Source organism: Bradyrhizobium sp. NAS80.1 (assembly GCF_001908205.1).
Taxonomy (GTDB): Bacteria; Pseudomonadota; Alphaproteobacteria; order Rhizobiales; family Xanthobacteraceae; genus Bradyrhizobium.
The window spans coordinates 1-12,707 of record NZ_LGHL01000019.1 but is presented as its reverse complement, the minus strand read 5'-3'; the positions used below and the strand labels follow the sequence as shown (position 1 = coordinate 12,707).

Below are 12,707 nucleotides of genomic sequence, written 5' to 3'. Positions count from 1 at the left end.
GGAGGTGTCTTGCCCGCGCATCGTCGGCCGCGATAAAGTCGGGCATGACCGAACAGCTCCTCCCGGTCGGCCCCGCCGACATCGATGCCGCAGCGCGCGTGATCGCGCCCTTCGCTATCCGCACCCCGCTGTTGTCCTTTCCCGTGCTCAACGAGCGCGTTGGCGCAAAGGTCTTCCTGAAGCCGGAGATGCTCCAGCGCACCGGCTCGTTCAAGTTCCGCGGCGCCTTCAACAAGGTGTTCTCGATCCCGCCGGACAAGCGTGCCGGCGGCGTGGTCGCGTTCTCCTCCGGCAACCACGCCCAGGGCGTGGCGGCGGCGGCCAAGATCCTCGACATGCAGGCGACCATCGTGATGCCTGCGGATGCGCCGTTGTCGAAGCGCGAGCGCACCAAATCCTACGGCGCCGAGGTCGTGTTGTACGACCGCGATCGCGACGACCGCGAGGCGATCTCGCGCGGCATCGCCGAAAAGCGCGGTGCGACGCTGGTCAAGCCCTATGACGATCCCTTCGTGATCGCCGGCCAAGGCACCGCCGGCCGCGAGATCGCGGAGGACATGGCAACGCTCGGTCTCGCTCCCGATATCGTGGTGGCGCCGGCCTCCGGCGGCGGCCTGATCGCGGGTGTCGCAACCGCGGTGAAGGCACGTTATCCGCAGGCGCAAATCGTGGTGGCCGAGCCCGAAGCTTTCGACGATCACGGACGTTCGCTGACCGCTGGCCATCGCGAGCCGCACCCGCCGGCGGGCCGCACCATCTGCGATGCGCTGATGGCCCTGATCCCGGGCGAGATGACGTTTGCGATCAACAGCAAGTTGCTCGCGCGCGGCGTGACCGCATCCGATGCCGAAGTCGGCGCGGCCGTGGCGTTCGCCTATCGCGAGCTGAAGCTGGTGGTCGAGCCGGGTGGTGCCGTGGGCCTTGCCGCGCTGCTGGCGGGGCGTCTCGACGTCGCCGGTAAGAACGTGGTCATCGTCCTGTCGGGCGGCAATGTCGATGCCGACCTGTTCATCAAGCTGGTGGCCTAACCGTCGTTCCGGGGCACGCGAAGCGTGAGCTACGATGCGCACTTGCGCATCTGAGAATCCATACTCTCGATTGTGGTTATGAATTCCGGGCCTGCGCCTTCGGCGCATCCCGGAATGACAACATTTGTGGGCCGATAAGAAGGGGCAGGGCGTTACCGCTCTGCCCCTTTGTCGTGTGCGCCTTCCGCGCGATCAGCGCATGAAGCGGCCGCGGTAATTGTTGCCGCCGTTCATGTTCGGCGCCTGGTTCATCGACTGCCGGAAGTTGTTGCCGCCGCCGTTGTTTCGGTTCGACATCGTGTTGAACTGCGGGCGGTTGTTCTGCTGGTTGTTCTGGACCTGCACCTTGTTCACCGGGTTGTTGTTGTTGAGCTTCACGCCGTTGTTGATGCGGATCGGGTTGTTCTGCGTCTGGACGTTGACCGGCTTCACATCGACATTCGAGCCGCCCTTGCCGACATTCACCGGCATGCTCACGATCTTGCCAGGAGTGTCGCTGACAGTGCCGGCGTTGCTGCTGCCGTTCTGCGTGTTGTTGGTGGCAGGCAAGGTCACGATCTTGCCGATGCCGCCATTGTTGGTCGTGGTATTGGTCGGCGCGGGCAGGGTGACGATCTTGCCTGGGGTCTGCGACGGCGTGCCGTTCTGCTGGTTCGGCTGGTTGTTACCCGCCGGCAGGTTGACGATCTGGCCGCCATTGCCGAGCTTGCCGATGACGTTGCCATCGACCGACTTCTGCACGACCGGCAGGTTGCCATTGATCGGCGCACCGCCATTGCCCTGCTGCATCAGCGGCATGTACTTGGCCGGTCCGAGATTACCGATCTTCTGCGTCGGGGCGATGTTCTGCGGTGCCAGGAACTTGGTCGCCTGCATCAGGGGGATCAGCTTCGGCTGGGCTGCGAGCTTCAGCGCGGACGGGGCATAGGGGCTGCTGCCGTAGCTGTCGTAGAAGCTCTGGTAGCCGATCGGCGAGTTGGCGAGCACCGCCTTGTGCCAGGCCTGCGAGATCGTGAGGTTCGCGAGCAGCCAGCGGATGCGGTCGCACAGCGGGTCGTGCGGGTACATCTGGATGAACTCCTGATAGTACTCCGGCCGTCCCTCGGACACGACGTAGTCATAGGCCTGGCGCGTCGAACGGCTCGGCAGGTTGGAAGCCATCTGCACCACCGGCGCATTCAGCGGCGCGCGGTTGGCGGCAACAGCGGTGTCGCCGAAGAAGGTGAAGTCGCTCGTCAGCGACGAGCTCTCCCACGGTATCTGCGCGCCACTGGTGGTCTGGTTCACTTCCAGACGCACGCGCTTGAAGAGCTGCTCGATCGGCACGTTGGGCTCGCGCGCGACGTTCAAGAAGGCCTGGGTGTAGGGGCTGTGGCCGCCGGTGCCATCCTGGGCTTCGGCGCCCGGCGCCGTCGAATAGCCGACGATCGAGCCGTTCGGCGCATCGACGATGGCGAGGCCGCGGCCGGCGTCGTTGACGGAGGGGAAGGGGTTGTTGCGGCAGGCATCGAGGATGACGATGCGCATGCGGCTCGGGATGGTCTCCAGCGTCGACATCACGTCGACCAGACGCACCGAATTGTTGACGAGCTCGGTCGAGCTCGAAACCCTGGCGTCGACGGGAACGAGGTAGTTCTCGCCGGCGAGCTGCACGCCGTGACCGGCGTAGTAAACCATCGCCACCGTGTTCGGACCGCGCGAAGCGACCTTGGTCGAAAAGTCCTGCACCGCGCGCAGCATGTCGTTCTGGGTCAGGTCGGTCGCGGCGACCACTTCGAAGCCGGCCGAGTTCAGGAACTGCGCCATCGACTGGGCGTCATTGTCGGGGTTCTGGAGCTGCGGCGCGTTCTGGTAGTTCGAATTGCCGATCACCAGCGCCACCCGCTGCTCCGGGCCCTGCAGCGCGGCCGGGGCGGCCGGCTGGACCGGGGCCACTTGTGCGGAGACAGGGCCGCAGGCGAAGCCGAACAGGCTCCCCAGCAGGCCCGCGGTCATGAGGAGGGGCTTTAGGCGGAACATGGCTTGCTCCTTTGCACTGATCTCGATGCGAGATTGGTTGCGAGGAAGCTTGGCCGCGTTCGAGGCTGAGGTCCGTGACCGCAGTCACAATCGTGGCCTGCGTGACCTGAATCACGCTTTGAACCTGCTATGGTTGGCGGTCACCTGCCAGCCGCGCGGGGTTTCGCCGGCTTACAACATGCTTTTGGGGGAAGCGCCGTTTGACGCATTTTCTTGACGCGAACCGGTATCCACTTCGCTCGAAAACGCTCTAGCCGCGACCGACGAGATGGATCGCCGAGCGCCAGGCGTGCTGCGACAGGGCCTCGAGGGTTCGGACCGCCTCGACGCGAAGCAGGGCAGAGTCGGCAGTCAGTGTTCCATTGGCCACCGCGCCGAGCGTCGCGCTGCGGTGGGTGCGCAGCATTTCACCGAGTTGTGCCGTACAGCGCTCGAGCTCGGCGATGGCCTCGTCAGGCGGGTTCGCGCGCGGACCGGCCATGGCGTCGCCAGGCGCAAATCGCGGCGATCCATCGACGCCGGGCGGCGCCGCTACGCCGCGCGCAATCGCGGCCGCGCTTCGCATAACTTCTGCGCATAGTTCTCCGGCGCGGATGTCCTCCGGTCCGCCTGCCACCGAACCGAAATTGCTTCCTCCATTTGCGAGGTCTGTCAGTCGAGACGCGTGGTCGAGTGCGTGGAGCGTGCTCGTGAGACGCCGTTGATTGTCGTCGGTGTCGGGTGGTCCGGCCACGTCCGACAGGAATATTTGCGCCTGGCGCACGGCATCGGCCGCTTCCTGCACGGAGACGGTGTCCTTTCCCAGGCGTATCGGTCCAGCACGGCCGGTCAGTCGCGCCTCGACCGAACCGCACACTGTCACGAGCACGCGTGCGATCGTCCGCCGCACCGCTTCCACCGCCACGATCGGTGTCTGAAGCGCCGAAGGATCGAGACACCGCGTCAGCGCCGAGCCGCGCTCGGGCAGAATCCGTTCGACCAATCGTGTGAACGGGTTGATCAGCGGCAGCAGGACTGCGACGCCGAGGACGTTAAAGGCCGTGTGGTACCCGGCCAGCAGCGTGACGCCGTCGATCGTGCTGGAGGCGCGCAGCAGCAAAGGCGTTACAACGGGAAAAGTCAGCAGCGCGATGAGCGCGGCGATCAGCTTGAAAAGGACGTAGGCGATGGCCAGCCGCTTTGCGGTGGCGCTCGCGCCGATCGCGGCGAGGGCGGAGCTCGTCGCCGTTCCGATGTTCTGGCCGATGATCAACGCACAGGCCTGGTCCAACCCGATCGCGCCTGCGAAATAGCCGGACAAGGTCACCGCGATGGCGGCCGTCGACGATTGCATCAGCGCGGTCATGACCAATCCGATCACGACCAGCGCCAGCACGCCGAGCAGGCCCGACCACCAAGACACTCCGGGACTCGCGAGGACCGCAGGCAGGTCCGCCGGGTGCAATCGTTCCGCCAGTCCGCCCATGCCCTGCTGCAGGGTCGTCAGCCCGAACAGCACAAGTCCGAAGCCTGCGAGCGCAGCACCGACCCCGGAAATTCGCCCTCGGCCGAGGAGCTTGGTCAACGCGCCGACGAAGATCATCGGCAGCGCCGCGGCCGTGAGCGAGACGCGGACCCCGATCAGCGCGACCAGCCAGCCGGTCCCCGTGGTGCCGATATTCGCGCCGAAGACGAGGCTCAACCCTTGCTGGAACGTCAGCAGGCCGGCGCTGACAAGACCGATCGTCGTCATCGTCGTCGCGCTGGAGGACTGCACCAGCAGCGTGACGATGGCACCCCAAAATGAGCCAAGCAGCGGCGTCGACGCCGCCTTGCCGAGCACCGCGCGCAGCGCGGAGCCGGCCAGCGTCTTCAGGCCCTCCGTCATCACGGTCATGCCGAGCAGGAAGAGACCTACCCCGCCGAGCGTCGAGATCGCCGTGGACATGCGCGCTCCTTCCGGCAGAGCACCACCAATAGCGAAGCAGACTGTACAGCAACAAAGGCCGGAATTCAGTCACTGCCTGATTGGCGCGTCGGTGCAAGTTGCTGGGCAGGATGGAGCAGAACCAGCCCACTCGGATTTGAGTGGCCCTTCCGCATGCGACTGTCTATCGTGCAGTCATGTCGCGAGTCCTGTGCCTATCTGTTGCTATCATTCTGTCGCTGCTGCCGGCCGTGGCGCCGGCGGCGTCACCTCAAAAGCGCCCCAAGCCGGTCTGGCATGGCTACGGCTTCCTGCCGGGCTATCGCCAACCGCTGAGCAACAGCCAGCCGCTCTATGCCCAGAAGGACGCGATGCGCCGCCTGTCACGCAACGACCGGCGCCATTGGTACATTGACCCGGTCCCGAAGTATTACGGCTGGGATGGCGAATGGCGCTATTTCGGCCGGCCCGGCTTCGGCGGCGGCCGCTACAATGGCGGCAGCTTTGGTCCGTGCTGGACGCGGACGCCGATCGGCGCGGTCTGGAATTGCGGGTGACCGCATCTTGCGCTCGTGCCCCGGACGCAGCGCAGCGCCACTTCGGCGGTGCGCTGCAGAGCCGGGGCCCATGCCGCTAAGTGGGCTGTGGCTCCTGGGTCCCGGCTCTGCGCAGCAACGCTGGGGCGTTGCAGCGCGTCCGGGACACGAGAGTGACTGCGCTGTTGCCTCATACTCCGTCATTGCGAGCGCAGCGAAGCAATCCAGAATGCCTCCGCTGTGACAGTCTCGATTGCTTCGCTGCGCTCGCAATGACGATGTGGAGAGAGCGCGCCGCATCTTGCGCTCGTGCCCCGGACGCAGCGCAGCGCCACTTCGGCGATGCGCTGCAGAGCCGGGGCCTATGCTGCTAAGTGGGCTGTGGCTCTTGGGTCCCGGCTTTGCGCAGCAACGCTAGGGCGTTGCAGCGCGTCCGGGACACAGTAAGGATCTGTACCCCTTACGAGAAGAACGCGATCTTCTCGGCCTGGGTCATGCGGCGGATCGGCGCGAGCGGATCGTTTGCCGGCGCGCGGGGCTTTTGCAAAATGCCGCTGGCGAGGATGGTGGCGCCGAGCGAGGGCTCGTGGACGGGTGAGGGCATCGGAAGCGTCGTGGTCGGCGCCGCGGCGAACGTTGCCGTGGCTGCCATGGCCAGGGCGGGTTGCTCCATCGCTTCGGCGGCGGCCTCCGCAATGGCATCGGTGAGGCGCGCCAGTGAGTCCCTCGCGATCGGCGCGCCTTGGGCGGGCTCTTTCGCGACCGGTGCGGCCGCCGGCTCCGACGCGATCGGCTGCGCAGCTGCTGCAAGCGGAGCTGCGATCTCAGCAGCCATCGGCTCCGGCGCTGCAGCAGCCATCTCGAACGGCTCAATGATCTCGTCGAACTCAAGATCGGGTGCGGCCATCTCCAGCGCAATGCGCTCGAGCACGGCTTCGTCCTCGGCTTCCGCGGCGGCATCGAGCAAGAATTCGTCCGCTATCTCTGCGAAGGCAGCGGGCTCAACTGCCGCCTCGTCGAGCGCAGCGTTTTCAAATGCGATCTGGCTTTCGGCAGCGATCTCCGGCTCGACAGCGGCGTCCATTGCCTGCTCGGCAATTGCGAATGCTTCGGCGGTGCCGGCGGTCTCAACGGCCGCTTCGGGCTCGGCAGCGGCTGCGACGTCCTGCGGCCTCTCCGTAAAAGCTTCGGATGCTTCGCCCGCCATCGCGACAGGCGCGGGCTCGGCAGACGGAGTCTCTGCGACAGGCGGCGTCGCTTGCTGGATCGGAGCAGGGGCGGGACGCGCTGCCTGCGACGTTGCGTCGCCGTCGATCTGTTCGACCCGGTCCTTGAGCAGATCGAATGCGGCCTTGAGCTCGGCGCGGGGGTCGATGATCGACACCTGCGCGTAGGCGGCCTCGATGGAGGCGAGCTGCGAATCAATCATGTCGCAGATTCGCCCGTCTGCGCCGATCTCGCGCCAGCGCCAGGAGATCTCCTTGATGATGCGGATGCCGCGCGGTATCGGCGCAAGGCTCGCCTCGATCGCCGCGGGATCGAAGGCTGCGATCGCGATCGTCTCCGCCTCGCCGATGGCGCGACGGATCTCGACCAGCGCCTCGGGTAGGCGGTCCTCGACGACGGGTTGTCGCTGTGCCGCAAGGGTTTCTTCGATTTTCGTGACCGCATCGAGAACCATGCGGGTATCGGCATTGCGGTTGCGCTTGGCGTATTCGCCGAGGAACCAGCGGCCTCGCGCGGTCTCCATGAAGGCTTCGCGTATCGCGTCGTAATCCTGCTCGTTCGGCTCGGTGGCGCGGGCAGACATGGGCGAGAGGGCGAATGCTTCGTTGGCCATGACAATCTCGTCGCGCAAATCACTGCGCGTTACTGTAACGATCACCACGATATCGACCGAATCGCAATTGGTTTGATGGCACGCGAATCACAAATCCCCACGCCAGATTCAGTGAAGCGGCGATTCGCCGTGAGTCTCGCCGTGTTCTACTCGGCCGTATTCGCGGTGTCGGGCACGCATCTGCCGTTCTTTCCGGTCTGGCTCAAGGCGATCGGCATCGACGCGTCCTGGATCGGAATCATCAACGCGCTGCCGGCGATCACGCGCTTCACCACGCTGCCGCAAATCACCGCCTTTGCCGAGAAGCGACATGCCATTCGCGCCGGCATGATGATGTCGGTGCTGGCGACGGCGATCGGCTTTACGGCGGTCGGCTTGCAGCAGCAGCCGCTGGCGCTGTTCCTGATCTACGCGCTCACCTGCATGATGTGGACGCCGACCACCCCGCTGACCGATGCCTATGCGCTGCGCGGTGTCGCCCGTTACGGGCTCGACTACGGGCCGCTGCGGCTGTGGGGCTCGGCGGCCTTCGCCGCCGGCTCGCTCGCCTGCGGCTATCTCGTCGACAGCATCGCCGCGCGCGACCTGATCTGGGTCATCGTCGCATGGGCTGTCATCGCGGTCCTTGCCAGCCTGCTGCTTCAGCCGCTCGACGATGTCAGGCGCAAGACCACCGAGACGCATGCTGGCAAGGCGCTGCTGCGCGATGGCGGCTTCTGGGCCGTCATCGCCTCGGCGGCGCTGATACAGGGCAGCCACGTCGCCTACTACACGTTCTCGGCCATCAACTGGCAGGCGCACGGTTTCGGCGGGCTCACGATCGCGGGCCTCTGGACGCTGGGCGTGATCGCCGAGATCGTCGTCTTCGCGCTGTCGCCGCGTTTCTCGCTGCATCCGTCGTCGCTGATCGCAATCGGCGGCGCGAGTGCAGTGGTGCGCTGGATCGTCACGGCGCACGAGCCGCCACTGGCGCTGCTCGCGATCGTGCAGCTCGGCCACGGCCTCACCTTCGGCATGACCATCGTCGGCACGATGAGTCTGCTGGTGCAGCGTGTGCCGTCGCATCAGATCGCACGGGGACAGGGCTACTACGCCGCGTGCAACGGCCTTCTGGGCGCGACGACGTCGATCGCGTCAGGCGCGATCTACGCCCGCATCGGCGACGGCCTGTACTATGTCATGGCGGCGATGGCCGCTGCCGGAGCGCTGGTCATCTGGTCGGCACGGCACCGCCTGAAGGTTCATCCCCACAGCGAGGCGTCGGGCGGATAGACCAGGCTGCCGTCATAACGCAGGGCGTGGTCGCGATCGCGCGCCAGCAGCAGCGGGCCGTCGAGATCGACGAAACGCGCTTGCGGCGTCACCAGCATCGCCGGCGCCATCGACAGCGAGGTCGCGACCATGCAGCCGATCATGATCTCGAAGCCGAGCGCCTGCGCGGCATCGGCCATCGCCAGCGCCTCGGTGAGGCCGCCGGTCTTGTCGAGCTTGATGTTCACGGCGTCGTAGCGCTCGCGCAGGGGTGCGAGCGAGCCACGGTCATGCACGCTCTCGTCGGCGCAGACCGCGAGCGGACGCCTGATCCGCGCCAGCGCATCGTCCTTGCCGGCCGGCAGCGGCTGCTCCACCAGGGTGACGCCGGCGGCGTCGCAGGCGGCGAGATTGCGTTCCAGATTGGCCTCGGTCCAGGCCTCGTTGGCATCCACGATCAGCTCGGATTCGGGGGCGGCCCTGCGCACGGCCGCGATCCGCTCCGCATCTTCCTCGCCACCGAGCTTGATCTTGAGCAGCGGCCGGTGCGCCGCCCTGGCGGTCGCCGCCGCCATGGCCTCGGGGGTACCTAACGAGATCGTGTAGGCCGTGGTGCGTTCGCTTGGCACCGGGCGGTCCAGGAGGCTCCAGGCCCGCAGGCCGGCCGTCTTGGCCTCGAGGTCGATCAGGGCGCAGTCCAGCGCGTTGCGGGCCGCGCCGGGCGGCATGGCGGCTTGCAGGGCCTTCCTCGTGAGCCCGCCGGCCACGGCGTCCTGCATCGCCTGAAGGGCGGCTAGCGTCGCCTCGGGCGTCTCGCTATAGCGGGGATAGGGCACGCACTCGCCGCGGCCGGTCAGGCCGTTTTGGCTCACTTCGGCCACAACCGTAACGGCCTCGGTCTTGGCGCCCCGGCTGATGGTGAAACTTCCGGCGATGGGAAAGCGCTCGATTCGCGCGGAGAGGGACGGAACTTTGCTGGAAGTCATTTTGAACTCTGGCGAAATCTGAACCTGCTGGTTACCTGTAGCAACTAACAATGGCCAGTTGGGGGTACCTTTTCTAGGTAAGGGCGCGTGCGCAACGATCTGATTTCCTCCGCCTCGGGACGGGAGCGGACATCTTGAACGGCGATCCGAAGCTGGAACGGATTGCCAAGGGCAACGCGCTGGCTCTTTGCGCCACCGGAACCTGGACCGCGAGCTTCGCGCCGGTCCTGGAGCGGATGGTGGCCGACGCGGAGAAGCTCGCTGGCACCCCGCAAAGCATCTTCATCGACGTCTCCGAGGTCGCCCAGCTCGACACTTTCGGCGCCTGGCTGATCGAGCGGCTGCGCCGCAGCCTGACGCAAGGGACCGTCGAGGCGCAGATCGCGGGGCTGTCCGCGAACTATTCGAGCCTCGTCGACGAGGTCCGGCGGGTCACGGCGACGCCCGTCATCGACACCGGTACGGTGACCATTACCGGCATGCTGGAGCAGATCGGCCGCACTGTTGCCGGTATCGCCGGGACGGTCGCGGGCCTCGTGGACATGCTCGGCGCGGTGCTGGCTGCGGCTGGGCGTGTGCTGATTCATCCGCGCTCGTTCCGCCTGACCTCGACCGTGCACCACATGGAGCAGGTGTGCTGGCGAGCGGTGCCGATCATCGTGCTGATCACCTTCCTGATCGGCTGCATCATCGCGCAACAGGGCATCTTCCATTTCCGCCGGTTCGGCGCCGATATCTTCGTCGTCGACATGCTCGGCGTGCTGGTGCTGCGCGAGATCGGCGTGCTGCTGGTCGCGATCATGGTCGCCGGCCGCTCGGGCAGCGCCTACACCGCTGAGCTCGGCTCGATGAAGATGCGCGAGGAGATCGACGCGCTGCGTACCATGGGTTTTGACCCCATCGAGGTCCTGGTGCTGCCGCGCATGCTGGCCCTCGTGCTGGCGCTGCCGATCCTGGCCTTCCTCGGTGCGATGGCCGCGCTCTATGGCGGCGGTCTCGTCGCCTGGCTCTATGGCGGTGTCGAGCCCGAAGCGTTCCTGGCGCGTCTGCGCGACGCCATCTCGATCGATCATTTCATCGTCGGAATCGTGAAGGCACCGGTGATGGCTGCGGTGATCGGCATCGTCGCCTGCGTCGAGGGCCTCGCCGTGCAGGGCAGCGCGGAATCGCTCGGACAGCACACGACCGCGTCGGTCGTGAAGGGCATCTTCTTCGTCATCGTGATGGACGGCGTCTTCGCCATCTTCTTCGCCTCGATCGGAATGTGACGATGGCAGGCGAGATCCAAAACCCCATCATCCGCGTCCGCGACGTGACCGTGCAGTTCGGCGCGACGCGCGTGCTCGACGGGCTCGACCTCGACGTCAAGCGCGGCGAGATCCTGGGCTTTGTCGGCCCCTCGGGCGCGGGCAAGTCGGTGCTGACGCGCACCATCATCGGCCTCGTGCCGAAGATTGCCGGGAGCATCGAGGTGTTCGGCGTCGATCTGGATTCCTCCAACACGTCGGAACGGCGCCGCGTGGAGCGCCGTTGGGGCGTGCTGTTCCAGCAGGGCGCGCTGTTCTCCTCGCTGACCGTGCGGCAGAACATCCAGTTCCCGATGCGCGAATATCTGCGGGTCTCGCAGCGGCTGATGGACGAGATCACCATGGCCAAGCTCACCATGGTCGGCCTCAAGCCGGAAGTCGCCGAGCGATTTCCGTCCGAGCTCTCGGGCGGCATGATCAAGCGCGTAGCGCTGGCGCGCGCGCTGTCGCTCGATCCCGACCTCGTGTTCCTGGACGAACCGACCTCGGGCCTTGACCCGATCGGCGCGGGCGACTTCGACGAGCTGGTGCGGACGCTCCAGCGCACTTTAGGACTGACCGTTTTCATGGTAACCCACGACCTCGACAGCCTTTACACAGCATGTGACCGCATTGCCGTTTTAGGGAACGGTAAGATCATTGCGGCAGGGTCGATCGCCGACATGCAGGCCTCGCAGCATCCCTGGTTGAGGCAATATTTCCATGGCAAGCGCGCCCGCGCGGTCATGGGTTAAAGCAACTGGGTTGAGTAGCCGGAGCACCTGATGGAAACGCGGGCGAATTACGTATTGATCGGGTCATTCACGCTGGCGGTGATCGCCGCGGCGATTGGCTTCGTGCTGTGGTTCCAGTCGCTGCACACCACCAAGCAGCGCAGTCCGCTGCGCGTCGTGTTCGAAGGCCCGGCGGCGGGCCTGCGTAACGGCGGCAGCGTCAATTTCAACGGTATCCGGGTGGGGGAGGTGATCTCGGTGAAGCTGGACAATCCGCGGCGGGTTGTCGCGCTCGCCATGATCGAGAACAACACCCCGATCCGCAAGGACACCCTGGTCGGCCTCGAATTCCAGGGCCTAACCGGCGTTGCCGCGATCTCGCTCAAGGGCGGCGAGGAGGCTGCGGCCCCGCCGCCGCTCGATCAGGACGGCATTCCGACGCTGACGGCCGATCCCAACAAGCTCCAGGACGTCACCGAGGCGATCCGCGGCACGCTGCAGAACATCAACAAGATCGTCGCCGACAACCAGGAGTCGGTGAAGAACTCGCTGAAGAACCTCGAGACCTTCACCAACTCGCTCGCCCGCAACTCCGAGAAGATCGACGTCGTGATGGCCAAGGTCGACGGCGTGATGCTCAAGGCCGACAACCTCATGCTCGGCCTCAACACGCTGGCCGGCGGCAAGGACGGTGGCGAACTGTTCCAGGCGGTGAAGTCGATCCGCGAACTGGCTGACGATTTCGACAAGCGCTCCGGCGCGCTGATGTCCGACGGCCGCCGCACCCTCGGCGACATCAGCCGGGCCGTGAACAATTTCGACCGCAACCCGACCCGCGTGCTGTTCGGCGCCAGCAACAGCTCGCAACCAGCTCCGCCGCCCGAGCCACCGAAGCCCGCTGCGGCCGAGCGCAGGCGGTAGGCCGCGGGCGGCACACTTTTCACCTTCATCATTGCAGCGTCGAGTCTCGTGTCCCGGACGCGCTGCAGCGTGCAACGCTGCTGCGCAGAGCCGGCAACTGTTATGTTGACCTGGTCTGTAGGTACGGCTTCCTGTCGCGCATAATGGCGTTGAGGACCGTCAACAGCTTCCTGGCGACGGCAATGAGAGCGAGCTTGGCT

General features: G+C 66.0%; 10 protein-coding genes and 1 pseudogene. 6 read left to right on the top strand and 5 right to left on the bottom strand.

Annotated elements, in window-relative coordinates; all coding sequences use genetic code 11:
• Positions 1-44 precede the first annotated feature (44 nt).
• The gene (locus tag AC629_RS05090) at positions 45-1,028 is read left to right on the top strand and encodes a threonine/serine dehydratase family protein (protein WP_084803686.1); all 984 of its coding nucleotides are present in this window, start codon (positions 45-47) and stop codon (positions 1,026-1,028) included.
• 192 nt (positions 1,029-1,220) lie between these two features.
• Here AC629_RS05090 and AC629_RS05085 read toward each other — a convergent pair whose 3' ends face one another.
• Both AC629_RS05085 and AC629_RS05080 read right to left on the bottom strand, forming a co-directional pair.
• Positions 1,221-3,047 (bottom strand): caspase family protein, encoded by a 1,827-nt coding sequence (locus AC629_RS05085; protein ID WP_084803685.1) that lies wholly within the window; start codon positions 3,045-3,047, stop codon positions 1,221-1,223.
• A 250-nt stretch (positions 3,048-3,297) separates the two neighbouring features.
• A complete protein-coding gene (locus AC629_RS05080; protein WP_084803684.1) occupies positions 3,298-4,974 on the bottom strand; it encodes a Na/Pi cotransporter family protein in 1,677 nt (558 codons plus the stop codon).
• A gap of 176 nt (positions 4,975-5,150) precedes the next feature.
• On the opposite strand from AC629_RS05080, the gene AC629_RS05075 reads away from it, so the two are divergent.
• Positions 5,151-5,510, top strand: a complete 360-nt coding sequence (locus AC629_RS05075) for a hypothetical protein (protein ID WP_084803711.1) — start codon at positions 5,151-5,153, stop codon at positions 5,508-5,510.
• 439 nt (positions 5,511-5,949) lie between these two features.
• Here the strand turns inward: AC629_RS05075 and AC629_RS05070 are convergent, their stop codons facing one another.
• Positions 5,950-7,329: a hypothetical protein gene (locus tag AC629_RS05070; RefSeq protein WP_084803710.1), complete on the bottom strand. Its 1,380-nt coding sequence runs from the start codon at positions 7,327-7,329 to the stop codon at positions 5,950-5,952.
• Positions 7,330-7,404: 75 nt separating this feature from the next.
• On the opposite strand from AC629_RS05070, the gene AC629_RS05065 reads away from it, so the two are divergent.
• Entirely contained in the window at positions 7,405-8,601 is a 1,197-nt protein-coding gene (locus AC629_RS05065; protein ID WP_084803683.1) for an MFS transporter, read from the top strand.
• Here AC629_RS05065 and dgcA read toward each other — a convergent pair.
• Entirely contained in the window at positions 8,571-9,566 is a 996-nt protein-coding gene (dgcA, locus tag AC629_RS05060) for an N-acetyl-D-Glu racemase DgcA (RefSeq protein WP_084803682.1), read from the bottom strand. The two genes, AC629_RS05065 and dgcA, sit on opposite strands and share 31 nt — an antisense overlap.
• Before the next feature lie 134 nt (positions 9,567-9,700).
• On the opposite strand from dgcA, the gene AC629_RS05055 reads away from it, so the two are divergent.
• The 3 genes from AC629_RS05055 to AC629_RS05045 are packed head-to-tail and all read left to right on the top strand — an operon-like array spanning position 9,701 to position 12,507.
• Positions 9,701-10,834: an MlaE family ABC transporter permease gene (locus tag AC629_RS05055; protein ID WP_084803681.1), complete on the top strand. Its 1,134-nt coding sequence runs from the start codon at positions 9,701-9,703 to the stop codon at positions 10,832-10,834.
• A gap of 2 nt (positions 10,835-10,836) precedes the next feature.
• Complete coding sequence (locus AC629_RS05050) at positions 10,837-11,607, top strand: ABC transporter ATP-binding protein (protein WP_084803680.1); 771 nt, start codon at positions 10,837-10,839, stop codon at positions 11,605-11,607.
• A 30-nt stretch (positions 11,608-11,637) separates the two neighbouring features.
• A complete protein-coding gene (locus tag AC629_RS05045) occupies positions 11,638-12,507 on the top strand; it encodes an MlaD family protein (protein WP_084803679.1) in 870 nt (289 codons plus the stop codon).
• 100 nt (positions 12,508-12,607) lie between these two features.
• On the opposite strand, the pseudogene AC629_RS48315 reads toward AC629_RS05045, so the two are convergent.
• Positions 12,608-12,707, bottom strand: a pseudogene (locus tag AC629_RS48315) (IS110 family transposase); the annotation flags it as partial.